The following is a 15,798-nucleotide window of genomic DNA, read 5'->3' as shown; positions in this document are numbered from 1 at the left end:
TCCCAAGCTCAACGTTCCACGAACGCGGTGGCCAGGCCGAGCTTGCGCGAGGCCAGGCGGAACGCTTCCCTGGCGTCGTCCCGCTGAACCCCTTCCATCTCGAACAAGAGTTTCCCTGGCTTGACCACGGCCACCCACGCATGCAGCGGGCCCTTGCCCTTGCCCATGCGCACCTCGGCGGGTTTCTTGGTGATGGGCTTGTCCGGGAACACCCGGATCCACACCTTGCCGTGCCGCTTCAGGTAGCGGGTCAGCGCGATTCGCGCGGCCTCGATCTGGCGCGCCGTGACGTAACCACGGTCGACGGATTTCAGGCCGTAGTCGCCGAAGGACAGCTCCGACCCGCGCCCGGCGGATCCGCCCCTGCGCCCCTTCTGTATCTTCCGGTATTTGACCTTCTTCGGCTCAAGCATGATTTCACGCCCCTATAATCCCAGGGATGCCTTCTGCTGCTCTTCCTGCTTCGTCAGGATCTCGCCCCGGAAGATCCACGCCTTGACGCCGATGACTCCATAGGTGGTCTTCGCCTCGGCCAGGCCGTAACTCACGTCGGCGCGCAGGGTATGCAGCGGCACGCGCCCTTCCCGGTACCATTCCGTGCGCGCGATCTCCTGTCCGCCCAGGCGGCCGCCGCACTGGATGCGGATCCCTTGCGCGCCCATGCGCAAGGCGCGCGAAACGCTCTCCTTCATGGCGCGCCGGAACGCCACGCGGCGCTCAAGCTGCAGCGCGACGTTCTCCGCCACCAACTGCGCGTCGAGATCGGGCCGGCGCACCTCGTGGATGTTGATGAACACCTCCCGCGGCGAGAGCTTGGCCAGCTCTTCCTTGAGCTTCTCGATCTCCGCGCCCTTCTTGCCGATGACGATGCCCGGACGCGCCGTGTGGATGTTGATCTTGGCCTTGTTGGTGGCGCGCTCGATCTCGATCTTCGAGATGCCCGCGTGGTGCAGCCGTCCCTTGAGAAACTGCTTGATCTTGAGGTCCTCGTGCAGCAGCTCGGGGTAGTCGTGTCCGGCGTACCACTTCGAGTCCCACGACTCGATCACACGCATGCGGAAGACCTTGGGGTGCGTTTTCTGTCCCATCCTCAGACCCTTTCATCCACCACGACGGTCAAATGGCTCAGGCGCTTGCGAATCCGGTTGGCGCGGCCCATTCCGCGCGGCATGAAGCGTTTCCACATACCCCCCTGTCCGACTTCGGCGGTCTTGACGTACAAGAGGTCGACGTCGACGCTCTGCGTGTTCTCGGCGTTGGCCACCGCGGAACGCAGGGTCTTGGCGACGATGCCGGCGCAGCCCTTGGGCACGAACTTGAGGATCGTCAGCGCGTCCTCGACGGACCGGCCGCGAACCTGGTCCACCACCAGCCGCATCTTGCGGGGCGAGACCCGGGCGAACTTCGTGACAGCGCGCGCCTCCATCGCCTATCTCCTCACGCCCCTGGCGTCGCCCCGGCGGTCGCCTGCGTGACTGTGAAACGTGCGCGTGGGCGAGAACTCTCCGAGCTTGTGGCCGACCATGTCCTCGGTCACGAACACCGGGAGAAACTTGCGCCCGTTGTGGACCGCGATGGTGTGGCCGATCATGTCCGGGGTGATGGTGGAGCGCCGCGACCACGTCTTGACCACCCGGCGCGCCTGGGCGCGGTTCATCTCCTCGATCTTGCGCATCAGGTGGTCGTCCACGAAAGGACCCTTCTTGATCGAACGCGCCATGCCTACTGTCCCTTTCTGCGCTTCACGATGTACTTGTCCGAGGGCTTGACGCCGCGGGTCCGGTAACCCTTGGTGGGCTTGCCCCAGGGAGTCTGGGGATGGTTGCCCTTGGACTGGCCCTCGCCGCCGCCGTGGGGATGGTCCACGGGGTTCTTGGCGATGCCCCGGGTCACCGGCCGGCGTCCCAGCCAGCGCGAGCGGCCCGCCTTGCCGTAGGTGATGTTCTCGAACTCGCTGTTGCCCACCTCGCCCACGGTGGCGCGGCACTCGGAGCGGACGTTGCGCAGCTCCCCGGACGGGAGCTTGAGCAGCGTGTAGGAGCCCTCCTTGGCCATCACCTGGGCGGAGGCTCCCGCGCTGCGCACGATCTGTCCGCCCTTGCCGGCCTTGAGCTCCACGTTGTGCACCAGGGTGCCGGTGGGGATGTTCTTCAGCGGCAGGGAGTTGCCCGGCTGAATGTCGATGTCCTGGTCTCCGGCGATGATCCGGCCGCCGACCCTGAGCTTTTCGGGCGCGAGAATGTAGCGCCGCTCGCCGTCGAGGTAGCAGATGAGCGCCACCAGGGCCGAGCGGTTCGGATCGTACTCGATGGCCTCGACCCGGCCCGGCACGCCCTTCTTGTCGCGCTTGAAGTCGATGAAGCGGTAGCGCCGCTTGTGCCCGCCGCCGCGATGATCCTTGGTGATGCGGCCGGTGTTGTTCCGTCCGCCGTGTCCCCGGAGCGGGCGCAACAACGGCTTGTGCGGCGCATCCTTGGTGACCTCGTCGAACCCGAAGCCGGAAGCGAAACGGCGCCCGGGAGAAGTCGGGCGGTGGTTCTTGATGGACATGGACTACGACCCCATCCTTAACCGACACCGAAGAAGTCGATGCGGTCACCCTCCTTGAGGGTCACGTATGCCTTCTTCCACAACGGCAGCCGTCCGGTGTTCCTGCCCACGCGGCGCATCTTGCCCAGATAGCGCGCGGTGCGCACGTCCAGCACCGTCACCTTGAACAGCCGCTCCACCTGCTGCCGGATCTCGATCTTGTTGGCATCCGGCCGGACCTTGAAGATCACCTGGTTGGTCGACTCGGCCAGCATCGAGCCCTTTTCGGAGATCAGCGGCCCGAGAACGGCATCGCGAACGCCTCTCATTGCGACAACCTCTCTTCGATCTTCCCGAGCGCGTCCCGGGTCAGCACCAGGTGCTCGAACCGGAGCAGGTCGTAGACGTTCAGCCCCTCCGCCCTCAAGACCTTGACGCGCGGCAGGTTGCGCGCCGACAACTCGATGCGGTCGTCCCTTTCCGCGATGACGATCAGCGCGTTTTCAACCCCCAGCGCGGCCACGGCCTCGGCCATGAGCCGGGTCTTGATCTCCGGCACGTCCGGCGTCTCCACCACCACGACCTTCCCTTCCGAGGACTTCAGGCTGAGGGCCGAGAGCAGCGCCTGGCGGCGTGCCGATTTCGGGATGCGGTACGAATAGTCCCGCGGCAGAGGACCGAACACGGTGCCGCCGCCGACCCAGATGGGCGAGCGCACGCTGCCGGCGCGGGCTCTTCCCGAGCCCTTCTGGCGCCAGGGTTTCCTGCCGCTCCCCTGCACCTTGCCGCGGGTCTTGGTGGAGGCCGTGCCGGCGCGCCGGTTGTTCAACTGCATGACCACCGCCTGGTGCAACAGGTGGGGGCGAACCGGCACGCCGAAGATGGCTTGCGGCAGCTCGGGCTCGATGCGGCGCAGTTCCATGCCCCTATCCCTTGACCGCGCGGCGGATGAGGACCATCCCGCCGTTGGCGCCGGGTACGGCGCCCTTCACCAGGAGAAGGTTCTGCTCGGGACGCACGCCCACCACCCGCAGGTTCTGCACCGACACCCTCTCGTTGCCCCAGTGCCCCGCCATCCGCTTTCCCTTGAACACCTTCCCGGGATAGGCGCAGGCGCCGATGGAGCCGCCGTGGCGAAAATACTCGTGGGTGCCGTGGGTGCGGGAGACACCGCGGAAGTCCCACCGCTTCATGACCCCCGAGAAGCCGCGCCCCTTGGAGGTGCCGGTGACGTCCACCAGGTCTCCGGGCCCGGCGAGATCCGTCACCGTGAGCTCCTGGCCCACCTCGTAGCCCGAGACGTCGTCCACCCGGAACTCGCGCAGGAACCGGAAGGAACCCTTCTCCGCCTTGGCCATGTGGCCGCGCAGAGGGCGGTTCACCCGCTGGTTCTTCTGCCTGCCGAAGCCAAGCTGCAGCGCGTTGTATCCGTCCCTGGCGACGTCCTTCTTCTGCACCACCACGCACGGGCCGGTCTCCACCACGGTCACGGGGATCACGTTGCCCGTGTCGTCGAAGACCTGGCTCATGCCGATCTTTGTTCCCATGAGACCCATCATATTCGTGACCCTATTGAAGCTTGATCTCCACGTCGACGCCCGCGGCCAGGTCGAGCTTGCCCAAGGCGTCGATGGTCTGCTGGGTGGGTTCGAGGATGTCGAGAAGCCGCTTGTGCGTGCGCATTTCGAACTGCTCGCGTGACTTCTTGTCCACGTGCGGCGATCGGTTCACCGTGAACCTCTCGATGCGCGTCGGCAGCGGGATGGGACCGGCGACCCGGCCGCCCGTCCGCTTGACGGTCTCGACGATCTCCCCCACGGACTGGTCCAGGACCCGATAGTCGTAGGCCTTGAGCCGAATACGGATTTTTTCGTTCACGCCCTCACCCCTGTCGCATCGCGTGGCACGGCCGCGTCAGGCGCGCGCCTCCCGGCCGGCCCGGTCGTCCATCACGCCTTCGGGCACTTCCTCGTAGCGCGAGAACTGCATCGTGTAGGTCGCCCGGCCCTGGGTCCGCGACCGCAAATCGGTCGCGTAGCCGAACATCCGCGACAGCGGCACGCGCGCCTCGATCACCTGGGAGTTTCCCTTGGAGGTCATTCCCAGGACCTTTCCCCGGCGCGAGCTGATGTCGCCGATCACGTCGCCCATGAACTCCTCCGGCACCACCACCTCCACGTCCATCACCGGTTCCAGCAGCACCGGCAAGGCCTTGCGCAGCCCCTCCTTGAACGCCATGGAGCCGGCGATGGTGAACGCCATCTCCGAAGAGTCCACCTCGTGGTAGCTGCCGTCGAGCAGCGTGACCTTCACGTCCACCACCGGATATCCCACCAGGCCGCCGTTGCTCATGGCCTGGACGACGCCGTTCTCGACCGCGGGGATATACTCCTGGGGAATGACGCCGCCCTTGATGGCACTGACGAACTCGGACCCGCTGCCCGTGGGCTGGGGCTCCATGCGCAGGAACACGTGGCCGAACTGCCCGCGGCCGCCCGACTGCCGCACGAACCGGCCCTCCTGCTCCACCGCGCGGCGGATCGTCTCCTTGTACGCCACCTGGGGCTTGCCCACGTTGGCGTCCACCTTGAACTCCCGCAGCAGCCGGTCGACGATCACTTCGAGATGCAGCTCGCCCATCCCCGAGATCAGGGTCTGGCCGGTCTCCTGGTCGACGCTCACCCGGAAGGACGGATCCTCCTTGGCCAGCTTCTGCAGGGAGGTGGCCAGCTTTTCCTGGTCGTCGCGGGACTTGGGTTCGATGGCGATGGCGATGACGGGGTCGGGGAAATCGATGGATTCGAGGAGGATGGGGTTGGCTTCGTCGCACAGCGTGTCGCCGGTCTTGGCGCTGCGCAGCCCGACGGCGGCGGCGATGTCCCCGGCGCAGACCTCGTCGATCTCCTCGCGCTTGTTGGCGTGCATCTTGAGAATGCGGCCGAGACGCTCCCGCTGGCCGGTGGAGGCATTGTAGACGAACGCCCCGGAACTCCGGGTCCCGGAATAGACCCGAAAGAAGGTCAACGACCCCACGAACGGATCGGCCATGATCTTGAATGCCAGGGCGGCGAACGGAGCGTCGTCGGAGGTTTCGCGCACGGCTTCGTCGCCACGGCCGGGAACGGTCCCCTGGATCGGCGGCACGTCCAGCGGCGAGGGGAGGTAGTCGATGACCGCGTCCAGCAAGGGCTGCACCCCCTTGTTGCGGAAGGCCGCGCCGCACAGCACCGGGACGATGTCCAGCTTCAGCCCGGCGCCGCGAATGGCCCGGACCAGCCGCTCCTCGGAGATCTCCTCGCCCTGGAGATAGGCGGTCATGATGTCTTCGTCGCAATCGGACAGCGTCTCCAACAGAAGATCGCGGTAGTCGTCCGCCTGGGCGCGCAACTCCTCCGGTATGGGTGCTTCCCGGTAGCTGGCGCCGAGATTCTCGTTGTCCCAGAGCAGGGCCTTCATCCGCACCAGGTCCACCACCCCCTGAAAGTGGTCTTCCGCTCCCACCGGAAGCTGGATGATCAGCGGCCGGGCTCCGAGCCGGTCCTCGATCATCTTCACCACCCGGAAATAGTCGGCGCCGACGCGGTCCATCTTGTTGATGTACGCGATCCGCGGGACGCCGTACTTGTCCGCCTGCCGCCACACGGTTTCGGTCTGGGGCTCCACCCCACCCACCGAGCAGAACACCGCGATGGCTCCGTCCAGCACCCGCAACGAACGCTCCACCTCGATGGTGAAGTCCACGTGGCCGGGGGTGTCGATGATGTTGATCCGGTGGTCGCGCCAGTGACAAGTGGTGGCCGCGGACGTGATGGTGATCCCGCGCTCCTGCTCCTGGACCATCCAGTCCATGGTCGCGGTGCCGTCGTGCACTTCCCCCAGCTTGTAGTTGATGCCGGTGTAGAACAACACGCGTTCCGTCGTGGTGGTCTTGCCGGCATCGATGTGGGCCATGATCCCGATGTTGCGGGTCCGGTCGAGTGGTATCTGTCTGCTCATGGTCGTTGGCGTCTTCTGGACGACGGCAAAAAAAGGAGGCGGTTCAACCGCCTCCTTCACTGACGATGTCTGTTCTGGTGGCTACCAGCGGTAATGGGCGAACGCGCGGTTCGCCTCCGCCATCCTGTGGGTGTCTTCCTTCTTCTTGACGGCGTTTCCGCGCTGGTTGGCCGCGTCCATCAACTCGGCGGCGAGCTTCTCGTCCATGGACTTCTCGCTCCGAGCCCTGGCGGCGCTGATGAGCCAGCGCAGGCTGAGGGACAGCCGCCGGTCCGGACGCACCTCCACCGGCACCTGGTAGGTAGCGCCGCCCACCCGCCGCGACCGGACTTCCACCATCGGCTTGGTGTTGTCCACCGCCCGCTTGAACACTCCCAGCGGCTCCGTCTTGGCCTTGTCCGCGATGATGTCCAGCGAACGGTACAGGATGCCCTCGGCGGTGCTCTTCTTGCCCCGGTTCATCATGTTGTTGACGAACTTCGTGACGAGCTTGTCCCCGTACTTGGGATCGGGCAGCAGCTCTCTCCGCTTTATTTCACCCTTGCGCGGCATGTCTCTACTTCGGCCTCTTGGCCCCGTACTTCGAGCGGCCCTGACGGCGCTCCTGGACCCCGATGGAGTCCAGCGCTCCGCGGATGATGTGGTAGCGCACGCCCGGAAGGTCCTTCACCCGGCCTCCCCTGATCAAGACCACGGAGTGTTCCTGGAGGTTGTGCCCCATGCCGGGAATGTAGGACGTCACTTCGCTGCCGTTGGTCAACCGCACGCGGGCGACCTTGCGCAGCGCCGAGTTGGGCTTTTTCGGGGTCGAGGTGTAGACGCGCGTGCACACGCCCCGCTTCTGCGGGCACCCCTGCAGCGCCGGGGCCGTATTCTTCTTTCTCTGAATCTCGCGCCCCTTGCGCACCAACTGATTGATCGTAGGCATACACGTTTCCCGTGGTGGTCAGGCCACCTGCAATAAACCGCCGATTTTATCGGAACTTCCGTAAGTTGTCAACTATCAGGCCACTTCCACTTCGGAGACGTCGATCTCCTCCAGTTCCTCGTCGGATTCGATGCTCAGGGCGTTGTACTCGGCCAGACCGGTGCCCGCCGGAATCAGCTTCCCCATGATCACGTTTTCCTTCAGCCCGGAAAGCGGATCGAGCCGGCCGTTGATGGCCGCCTCCGTCAGGACCTTGGTGGTTTCCTGGAACGAGGCCGCCGAGATGAAGCTGCCGGTGGACAGCGACGCCTTGGTGATCCCCAGAAGAAGCGGCTCCGCCACCGCCGGCTTGCCGCTTTCCGCCAGCACGCGCTGGTTCTCTTCCTCGAAGCGCCACTTCTCCACCTGATCGCCCACCAGGAACTCGCTGTCGCCGCTCTCCTTGATGCGTACGCGCCGGAGCATCTGCTTGACGATGACCTCGATGTGCTTGTCATTGATGCGCACGCCCTGCAGCCGGTAGATCTCCTGGATCTCGTCCACGAGGTACTTGGCCAGCGCCTTCTCCCCGAGGATCCCCAGGATGTCGTGCGGATTGGAGGAGCCCTGCATCAGCGCCTCGCCCGCGCGCACCCGGTCGCCCTCGTGCACGCTGATGTGTTTCCCCTTGGAAATCAGGTACTCGCGCGGCTCGCCGATGTCGGGCGTGACCACGACCTTGCGCTTTCCCTTGGTGTCGCGGCCGAAGGACACGACGCCGTCGATCTCGCTGATGACCGCGAACTCCTTGGGCTTCCTGGCCTCGAACAGCTCAGCCACCCGCGGCAGTCCGCCGGTGATGTCCTTGGTCTTGGTGGTCTCCCGCGGGATCTTCGCCAGCACGTCGCCCGCGGTCACCTCCTGATGCTCGGCGACGTTGATGTGGGCGCCCACCGGCAGCATGTAGCGCGCTTCCGCGTTGTTCGGGAGCCGGAGCGTCTTGCCGGCGTCGTCCTTGATGGAAACGCGCGGGCGCTTGTCGATGTCCTTGAAGTCCACGATGACCTTGGTGGAGAGACCGGTGCGCTCGTCCACCTTCTCCTCCATGGTGGTCCCTTCGAGGATGTCGCCGAACTTCACGGAACCGGAGATCTCGGTGATGATGGGGATCGTGTACGGGTCCCACTCCGCCAGCAGCTCGCCCGCCTGCACCGCGTCACCGTCGGGTTTCTTGAGCTTGGCGCCGTAGACCAGCGGGTAACGCTCCCGCTCCCGCTCCCGGGACTTGTCCGAGCCTTCGGGGTAGTCGACGATGGCGATCTCGCCGTTCCGGTTCATGACCACCAGCTCGCCGTCCCGGTCCGTGACGGTGCTGACGTTGATGAGCTTCACGTAACCGTCCGTGCGCGGCTCCAGGGTGGTCTGCTCGGCGCGCCGGCTCGCGGTGCCGCCGATGTGGAAGGTGCGCATGGTGAGCTGGGTGCCGGGCTCGCCGATGGACTGCGCCGCGATGACGCCGATGGCCTCGCCGGCGTTCACCATCTCGCCCCGGGCGAGATCGCGGCCGTAGCACATCACGCACACGCCCTTCTTGGACTGGCAGGTCAGCACCGAGCGTATCCAGATGCGCTCCAGGCCCGCGTCCTCGATGCGCTGCACCAGGGCCTCGTCGATCTCCTGGTTCGCCTTGACGATGACGTCGCCGCTGAACGGGTCCTTGATATCCTCGAGCGCCACCCGCCCCAGGACGCGGTCGCCCAGGGGCTCGATCACCTCGCCGCCCTCCATGAGGGGGGCCATCTCGATGCCGTCCAGGGTGCCGCAGTTATCCGAGGTGATGATGGCGTCCTGCGCCACGTCCACGAGCCGCCGCGTCAGGTACCCCGAATTGGCGGTCTTGAGGGCGGTGTCCGCGAGTCCCTTGCGGGCTCCGTGGGTGGAGATGAAGTACTGCAGGACCGTCAGCCCCTCGCGGAAGTTGGCGGTAATGGGCGTCTCGATGATCTCCCCGGAGGGTTTCGCCATCAGGCCGCGCATTCCGGCAAGCTGCCGGATCTGCTGCGCGCTGCCGCGCGCGCCCGAGTCCGCCATCATGAAGATCGGGTTGAAGTTGGGCACCCGCATGGTGCGGCCATCTTCATCCGTGACGGTCTCCGTCCCGAGGTCGCGCAGCATCTCGTCGGATATCCGGTCGGTGACCTCCGCCCATATGTCCACGACCTTGTTGTAGCGCTCGCCGTCGGTGATGAGGCCGTTGTTGTACTGCTCGTCGATCTCCTGGACGCTGCCGTACGCCTGCTTCAGCAGCCGCTCCTTGCTGGCCGGGATCACCATGTCCTTGAGCGCGATGGACGCGCCCGCCTTGGTGGCGTAGCCGTAGCCCGTGTCCTTGAGCTTGTCGGCGAAGATGACCGTGGCCTTGTTGCCCGCGAGCCGGTAGCTCAAGTCGATGAGATTGCCCAGCTCCTTCTTCTTCATCACGTGGTTGACTTCACGGAACGGAATCTGCGGCGGCACGATCTCGTAGAGCAGCACGCGCCCCACCGTGGAATCGTACATCTGGCCTTCGATACGCACGCGAATCCGCGCCTGGAGGTGCACCTCGCCCTGATCGTAGGCGATGCGGACCTCCGCCGGGCTCGCCAGCACCCGGCCCACGCCCTTGACGTTGGGCCGCTCGCGCGTGAGGTAGTAGAGGCCCAGGACGATGTCCTGCGAGGGCACGATGATGGGCTTGCCGTTGGCCGGCGAGAGGATGTTGTTGGTGGACATCATCAAGGCGCGCGCCTCCACCTGCGCCTCCACCGACAACGGCACGTGGACGGCCATCTGGTCGCCGTCGAAGTCCGCGTTGTAGGCGGCGCACACCAGCGGATGCAACTGGACCGCCTTGCCTTCGATCAGCACGGGCTCGAACGCCTGGATGCCCAGCCGGTGCAGCGTCGGCGCGCGGTTGAGCAGCACCGGGTGCTCCTTGATCACGTCGTCCAGGATGTCCCAGACCTCCGGGCGCTCCTTTTCCACGGCCTTCTTGGCGCTCTTGATGGTGGTGACGTAGCCCCGTTCCTCCAGCTTGTTGTAGATGAAGGGCTTGAACAGCTCCAGGGCCATCTTCTTCGGCAGGCCGCACTGGTGCAGCCGCAGCTCGGGACCGACGACGATGACCGAGCGGCCCGAGTAGTCCACGCGCTTGCCCAGCAGGTTCTGGCGGAACCGGCCGGTCTTGCCCTTGAGCATGTCGCTGAGCGACTTGAGCGGCCGCCGGTTGGGCCCGGTGATGGCCCGGCCCCTCCGTCCGTTGTCGAACAGGGCGTCCGCCGCCTCCTGCAGCATGCGCTTCTCGTTGCGGATGATGATGTCGGGCGCGTTCAGCTCCATGAGGCGCTTGAGCCGGTTGTTGCGGTTGATCACCCTGCGGTAGAGGTCGTTCAGATCGGAGGTGGCGAAACGGCCGCCGTCCAGCGGAACGAGAGGACGCAGGTCCGGAGGTATGATCGGAATCACCTCCAGGATCATCCACTCCGGGCGGTTCTTGGAGCTGCGGAAAGCGCTGAGGACCTTGAGCCGCTTGGCCAGCTTTTTGCGCTTGACCTCCGAATTGGCGTCCCTGAGCTCGGCCTTGAGCTCCCCGGACAGCTCCTCGACGTTGATGTGGCCCAGGAGCTCGCGGATCGCCTCGGCCCCCATCTGCGCGGTGAAGTCGGAGCCGTATTCCTCCAGCGCCTTGCGGTAGCGGGCCTCCGTCAGCAACTCCTTGTACTGGAGCTTGGTGGAGCCCGGGTCCAGCACGACGTAGGACTCGAAGTAGAGGACCTTCTCCAGGTCCTTGAGCGACAGGTCCAGCAAGGCGCCGATGCGGCTCGGCAGGCTCTTGAGGAACCAGATGTGGGCGACCGGCGTGGCCAGCTCGATGTGCCCCATGCGCTCGCGGCGCACCTTCGACTGGATCACCTCCACGCCGCATTTCTCGCACACCACCCCACGATGGCGCATGCGCTTGTACTTGCCGCAGTTGCACTCGTAGTCCTTGGTGGGGCCGAAGATCTTGGCGCAGAACAGACCGTCGCGCTCCGGCTTGAAGGTCCGGTAGTTGATGGTCTCCGACTTGCGCACCTCGCCGTGGGACCACGACCGGATCTTCTCCGGGGAGGCGAGGGCAATCTTGATTCCCTGGAAGCTGAGCGGGTTCTTGGGTTTCTCGAAGAGACTGTATACTTCTTCCATGACGCCTCCTTACTCCACCAACTCCAGGTCGAGGCACAGACTCTGCAGTTCCTTGACCATGACATTGAAGGATTCCGGCAAGCCCGGCTCGAGAAAGTGATCGCCCTTGAAGATGCCCTCGTACATGCGCGTGCGCCCGGCCACGTCGTCGGACTTGACCGTCAGCATTTCCTGCAGCGTGTAGGCGGCCCCGTACGCTTCCAGGGCCCAGACCTCCATCTCCCCCAGCCGCTGCCCGCCGAACTGGGCCTTGCCGCCCAACGGCTGCTGGGTCACCAGCGAGTACGGGCCGGTGGAACGCGCGTGGATCTTGTCGTCCACCAAGTGGTGCAGCTTCATCATGTACATGACGCCCACGGTCACCTTTTCGTCGAAAGGCTCGCCGTTGCGCCCGTCGTACAGCGTGACCTGGCCCGTCACCGGCAGGTCCGCCTTCTTCAGGAGGTTGAAGATCTCGCCCTCGCGCGCGCCGTCGAACACGGGCGAGGCCAGATGAACGCCTTGGCGGTACTTGTCCGCCAGACGGCGTACGTCGGTTCCCGGAAGGGAATCGAGGGCGACCTTGTCCGACTCGTCCTGGCCAAGGCAATCCTTCAGCCGGACCGCGAGCTCGGACGACTTCTGGTCGAGCAGCACGTCGATCTGGCGCCCGAGGCTGCGCGCGGCCCAGCCTAGATGGGCTTCCAGGATCTGCCCGACGTTCATGCGGGAGGGAACCCCCAGGGGGTTCAGCACCATGTCCACCGGGGTCCCGTCCTCCAGATACGGCATGTCCTCTTCGGCCAGGATGCACGAGATCACGCCCTTGTTGCCGTGGCGTCCGGCCATCTTGTCGCCCACCTGCAGCTTGCGCTTGATGGCGACGAGGACCTTGACCATCTTGATCATGCCCGGAGGCAGATCGTCTCCGCTGGTGATGCGGCTGATCTTGTCCTCGAAGCGCATCTTGAGAGAGTCCACCTGAGCCGACGTGCTCGCGATGATGCGGCCCGCCTCGCTCTCCAGCTCCGGGTCCTCCAGCTTGAGGTCCGCCAGGAAGGAGAGAGGAATGCTCTGCAGCAACTCCTCCGTCAGCTCGTCTCCCTTGGCGATCAGCACCTTCCGGTTCTCATCGGTCAGGCGCGCGCCGGCACGGCGGCCCACCAGCAACTCCTTCAGGCGCTTGACCGCGTTCTCCTGGACAATGCGGATCTGGTCGTGCTGGTCCTTGCCGAGGCGCGCCACCTCCTCGTTCTCGATGAGCAGGGTGCGTTCGTCCTTGGGCATGCCCTTGCGCGAGAAGATGCGCACGTTGATGACCGTGCCCTCGACGCCGGGAGGAACCTTGAGCGACGAGTCCCGCACCTCTCCCGCCTTCTCGCCGAAGATCGCGCGCAGCAGCTTTTCCTCCGGCGAGAGCTGGGTCTCCCCCTTGGGGGTGATCTTGCCCACGAGCACGTCGCCGGGCTTGACCTCCGCGCCGATGCGGATCACCCCGCTCTCGTCCAGGTCCGCGAGGGCCTCGTCGCCCGCGTTGGGGATGTCCCGGGTGATCTCCTCCGGCCCCAGCTTCGTGTCCCGGGAGACGCACTCGAACTCCTCGATGTGCACCGAAGTGTAGATGTCCTCCTTGACCACGCGCTCGCTGATCAGGATGGAGTCCTCGAAGTTGTAGCCGCCCCAGGGCATCAGCGCCACGAGCAGGTTCCGTCCCAGGGCGAGCTCTCCGATCTCGGTGGAAGGCCCGTCCGCGACCACGTCCCCTTCGCCGACGTGATCGCCGACACGGACGATGGGGCGCTGGTTGATGCAGGTGTTCTGGTTGGAGCGCTGGTACTTGACCAGACCGTAGATGTCCACCCCCGTGTCGGCATAGGCGCCGGAGGGGGTATCCGCCTTGATGACGATGCGCGTGGAGTCGACGCTCTCGACGACGCCGCCGCGCTCGGACACCACCGTGGCGCCGGAGTCGCGGGCGACGACGCGCTCCATTCCCGTACCCACCAGCGGCGCCTCCGTACGGAGCAGGGGCACGGCCTGGCGCTGCATGTTGGAGCCCATCAGGGCCCGGTTGGCGTCATCGTGCTCGAGGAACGGGATCAGCGAGGCCGCCACGCTCACGAGCTGGTTGGGCGACACGTCCATGAAGTTGACGTCTTCCGGACGGGCCATCACGAACTCGCCCGCCTTGCGCGCGGACACCAGGTCCTGGGTGAACCCGCCCTCGTCGTCGAGGGCCGCATTGGCCTGGGCGATGACGTGGTCCTCTTCCTCCAGGGCGGAAAGGTAGTGGATGCGGTCGGTGACCTTGCCGTCCCCCACCTCCCGGTAGGGCGTCTCGATGAAGCCGAACTCGTTCACCCGCGCATAGGTGGACAGGGAGGCGATGAGGCCGATGTTGGGTCCTTCCGGCGTCTCGATGGGGCACACCCGGCCGTAGTGCGTGGGATGGACGTCGCGTACCTCGAAACCCGCCCGCTCCCGGGTCAACCCGCCGGGGCCGAGCGCCGACAGCCGCCGCTTGTGGGTAATCTCGGACAGCGGGTTGGTCTGGTCCAGGAACTGCGACAACTGGCTCGAGCCGAAGAACTCCTTCAACGCCGCGGACACCGGCTTGTGGTTGATCAGCTCCTGCGGCATGAGCGTGTCGATGTCCTGGAGGCTCATCTTCTCCTTGATGGCCCGCTCCATCCGCACCAGCCCGACGCGGAAATGGTTCTCCACCAACTCGCCCACCGGCCTCACGCGGCGGTTCCCCAGGTGGTCGATGTCGTCCACCGAGCCGTTGCCGTTCCTCAGGGTGATCAGGTAGCGGACGACCTCGAGGATGTCTTCCTTGCGCAGCGCTCCGTGCTCCAGAGGCACGTCCAGCTTGAGCCGGTGATTGAGCTTCAGCCTCCCGACCCTCGACAGGTCGTAGCGTTCCGGGCTGAAGAACAGGTTGTTGAAGAAGGTCGTGGCGGTCTCCATGGTCGGGGGATCGCCGGGCCGCAGGCGCCGATAGATCTCCAGCAACGCGTCGTCGCAGGACTGCATCTTGTCCTGCAGGAGCGTATTGCGCAGGTACGGCCCCGTATCCGCGTCATCGAGAAAGAACAGCTCCAGCCGCTTCACGCCGCTGTCCCGGAGCTGGTCCAGCTTCTCCTCGGTGACGGCTTCGTTGCACTCGACGATGACGTGGTTGGTCTCGGGGTCGACGACATCGTGAGCCGCCACCCGTCCCAGGACATCTTCCCAGGCGATGGGGATCTGGCGGATGCCGGCGTTGTCCAACTGGCGCAAGACCGCGCGCGTGAAGCGGCGGCCCTCGCGCACGATCAGGTTGTTGGACTCGGGATCCCTGACGTCGCGGGTGGCCCTGAGCCCCGCGAGCTGGCGCGGCTTGACGTCGAGCATCGGGCGCTCGGCATCACACACCACCGTGTCGGTCTTGTAGAAGTAGTTGAGAAGCTCCTCGGGCTGCATTCCCAAGGCGCGCAGCAGAACCGTGACGTGGAACTTCCGGCGGCGGTCGATGCGCACGAAGAGGATGTCCCGCGGGTCGAACTCGAAGTCGAGCCAGGAGCCCCGGTAGGGGATGACCCGGGCCGAGTAGAGGAACTTGCCGCTGGCGTGGGTCTTGCCCTTGTCGTGCTCGAAGAAGACTCCGGGAGAGCGGTGGAGCTGGCTCACGATGACGCGCTCGGTGCCGTTGATCATGAACGTGCCGTTGCGCGTCATCAACGGCACCTCACCGAAGTAGACTTCCTGCTCCTTGACGTTACGGATGCTGCGCGCGCCGGTCTGGGCATCGACGTCCCATAGCACGAGCTGCACCGTGACCTTGAGGGGCGCGGCGAAGTTCATGCCGCGCTCGTGGCACTCGTCCACGTCGTACTTGGGCTCCCCCAGCGAGTAGTTGACGTACTCCAGGGAAGCGGTGTCGTTGAAGTCCTTGATGGGGAAAACGGACTTGAAGACCGCCTGCAGACCGATGTCCTGGCGCTGGTCTTCCGGAACGTCCCGCTGCAGAAAAAGGTCGTAGGAGTTCTTCTGGATCTCGATGAGGTAAGGAAGATCGATGATCTTCTTGATCCGCCCGAAATCCCGGCGCAATCTCACATTGTTGGCCACCTGGACCGGCATGGGCTCCCCTTTCGCTCGACCCTGACAAACGGCGCCCG

14 protein-coding genes are annotated in these 15,798 nt (G+C 65.4%); all 14 read right to left on the bottom strand.

Going from position 1 to position 15,798, the window contains the following annotated elements; all coding sequences use genetic code 11:
• Positions 1-8: 8 nt before the first annotated feature.
• Positions 9-413 (bottom strand): 50S ribosomal protein L16, encoded by a 405-nt coding sequence (gene rplP, locus OXU42_06070; GenBank protein MDE0028946.1) that lies wholly within the window; start codon positions 411-413, stop codon positions 9-11.
• Between the two features lie 12 nt (positions 414-425).
• Positions 426-1,088, bottom strand: coding sequence for a 30S ribosomal protein S3 (gene rpsC / locus OXU42_06065; GenBank protein ID MDE0028945.1), 663 nt, complete (start codon positions 1,086-1,088; stop codon positions 426-428).
• Between the two features lie 2 nt (positions 1,089-1,090).
• Positions 1,091-1,426, bottom strand: a complete 336-nt coding sequence (gene rplV / locus OXU42_06060; protein MDE0028944.1) for a 50S ribosomal protein L22 — start codon at positions 1,424-1,426, stop codon at positions 1,091-1,093.
• Positions 1,427-1,429: 3 nt separating this feature from the next.
• On the bottom strand, positions 1,430-1,720 hold the full coding sequence (gene rpsS / locus OXU42_06055) for a 30S ribosomal protein S19 (GenBank protein ID MDE0028943.1): 291 nt from the start codon (positions 1,718-1,720) through the stop codon (positions 1,430-1,432).
• A gap of 2 nt (positions 1,721-1,722) precedes the next feature.
• On the bottom strand, positions 1,723-2,550 hold the full coding sequence (gene rplB / locus OXU42_06050; protein MDE0028942.1) for a 50S ribosomal protein L2: 828 nt from the start codon (positions 2,548-2,550) through the stop codon (positions 1,723-1,725).
• Positions 2,551-2,567: 17 nt separating this feature from the next.
• Complete coding sequence (rplW, locus tag OXU42_06045; protein MDE0028941.1) at positions 2,568-2,858, bottom strand: 50S ribosomal protein L23; 291 nt, start codon at positions 2,856-2,858, stop codon at positions 2,568-2,570.
• Positions 2,855-3,451, bottom strand: coding sequence for a 50S ribosomal protein L4 (gene rplD / locus OXU42_06040; GenBank protein MDE0028940.1), 597 nt, complete (start codon positions 3,449-3,451; stop codon positions 2,855-2,857). Before rplD ends, rplW begins: the two co-directional genes overlap by 4 nt.
• A gap of 4 nt (positions 3,452-3,455) precedes the next feature.
• The gene (rplC, locus tag OXU42_06035) at positions 3,456-4,085 is read right to left on the bottom strand and encodes a 50S ribosomal protein L3 (protein MDE0028939.1); all 630 of its coding nucleotides are present in this window, start codon (positions 4,083-4,085) and stop codon (positions 3,456-3,458) included.
• A gap of 13 nt (positions 4,086-4,098) precedes the next feature.
• On the bottom strand, positions 4,099-4,407 hold the full coding sequence (rpsJ, locus tag OXU42_06030; GenBank protein ID MDE0028938.1) for a 30S ribosomal protein S10: 309 nt from the start codon (positions 4,405-4,407) through the stop codon (positions 4,099-4,101).
• Between the two features lie 36 nt (positions 4,408-4,443).
• Positions 4,444-6,525, bottom strand: coding sequence for an elongation factor G (fusA, locus tag OXU42_06025; protein MDE0028937.1), 2,082 nt, complete (start codon positions 6,523-6,525; stop codon positions 4,444-4,446).
• Positions 6,526-6,606: 81 nt separating this feature from the next.
• A complete protein-coding gene (gene rpsG, locus OXU42_06020) occupies positions 6,607-7,077 on the bottom strand; it encodes a 30S ribosomal protein S7 (GenBank protein ID MDE0028936.1) in 471 nt (156 codons plus the stop codon).
• A 4-nt stretch (positions 7,078-7,081) separates the two neighbouring features.
• Positions 7,082-7,453, bottom strand: a complete 372-nt coding sequence (rpsL, locus tag OXU42_06015; protein MDE0028935.1) for a 30S ribosomal protein S12 — start codon at positions 7,451-7,453, stop codon at positions 7,082-7,084.
• 75 nt (positions 7,454-7,528) lie between these two features.
• Positions 7,529-11,656, bottom strand: a complete 4,128-nt coding sequence (gene rpoC, locus OXU42_06010; GenBank protein MDE0028934.1) for a DNA-directed RNA polymerase subunit beta' — start codon at positions 11,654-11,656, stop codon at positions 7,529-7,531.
• A 9-nt stretch (positions 11,657-11,665) separates the two neighbouring features.
• On the bottom strand, positions 11,666-15,760 hold the full coding sequence (gene rpoB, locus OXU42_06005) for a DNA-directed RNA polymerase subunit beta (GenBank protein MDE0028933.1): 4,095 nt from the start codon (positions 15,758-15,760) through the stop codon (positions 11,666-11,668).
• Positions 15,761-15,798 lie beyond the last annotated feature (38 nt).

Source organism: Deltaproteobacteria bacterium (assembly GCA_028818775.1).
Taxonomy (GTDB): domain Bacteria; phylum Desulfobacterota; class Binatia; order UBA9968; family JAJDTQ01; genus JAJDTQ01.
The sequence above is the reverse complement of the archived record's forward strand: the minus strand, read 5'-3'. Positions and strand labels throughout refer to the sequence as shown.

Coding starts and splice junctions, on each gene's coding strand:
- fusA (MDE0028937.1), bottom strand. CDS start 6,525: ATGAGCAGACAGATACCACTCGACCGGACCCGCAACATCGGGATCATG.
- rpoC (MDE0028934.1), bottom strand. CDS start 11,656: ATGGAAGAAGTATACAGTCTCTTCGAGAAACCCAAGAACCCGCTCAGC.
- rplP (MDE0028946.1), bottom strand. CDS start 413: ATGCTTGAGCCGAAGAAGGTCAAATACCGGAAGATACAGAAGGGGCGC.
- rplB (MDE0028942.1), bottom strand. CDS start 2,550: ATGTCCATCAAGAACCACCGCCCGACTTCTCCCGGGCGCCGTTTCGCT.
- rpsS (MDE0028943.1), bottom strand. CDS start 1,720: ATGGCGCGTTCGATCAAGAAGGGTCCTTTCGTGGACGACCACCTGATG.
- rpsL (MDE0028935.1), bottom strand. CDS start 7,453: ATGCCTACGATCAATCAGTTGGTGCGCAAGGGGCGCGAGATTCAGAGA.
- rpsG (MDE0028936.1), bottom strand. CDS start 7,077: ATGCCGCGCAAGGGTGAAATAAAGCGGAGAGAGCTGCTGCCCGATCCC.
- rplW (MDE0028941.1), bottom strand. CDS start 2,858: ATGAGAGGCGTTCGCGATGCCGTTCTCGGGCCGCTGATCTCCGAAAAG.
- rplC (MDE0028939.1), bottom strand. CDS start 4,085: ATGGGTCTCATGGGAACAAAGATCGGCATGAGCCAGGTCTTCGACGAC.
- rplD (MDE0028940.1), bottom strand. CDS start 3,451: ATGGAACTGCGCCGCATCGAGCCCGAGCTGCCGCAAGCCATCTTCGGC.
- rpoB (MDE0028933.1), bottom strand. CDS start 15,760: ATGCCGGTCCAGGTGGCCAACAATGTGAGATTGCGCCGGGATTTCGGG.
- rpsC (MDE0028945.1), bottom strand. CDS start 1,088: ATGGGACAGAAAACGCACCCCAAGGTCTTCCGCATGCGTGTGATCGAG.
- rplV (MDE0028944.1), bottom strand. CDS start 1,426: ATGGAGGCGCGCGCTGTCACGAAGTTCGCCCGGGTCTCGCCCCGCAAG.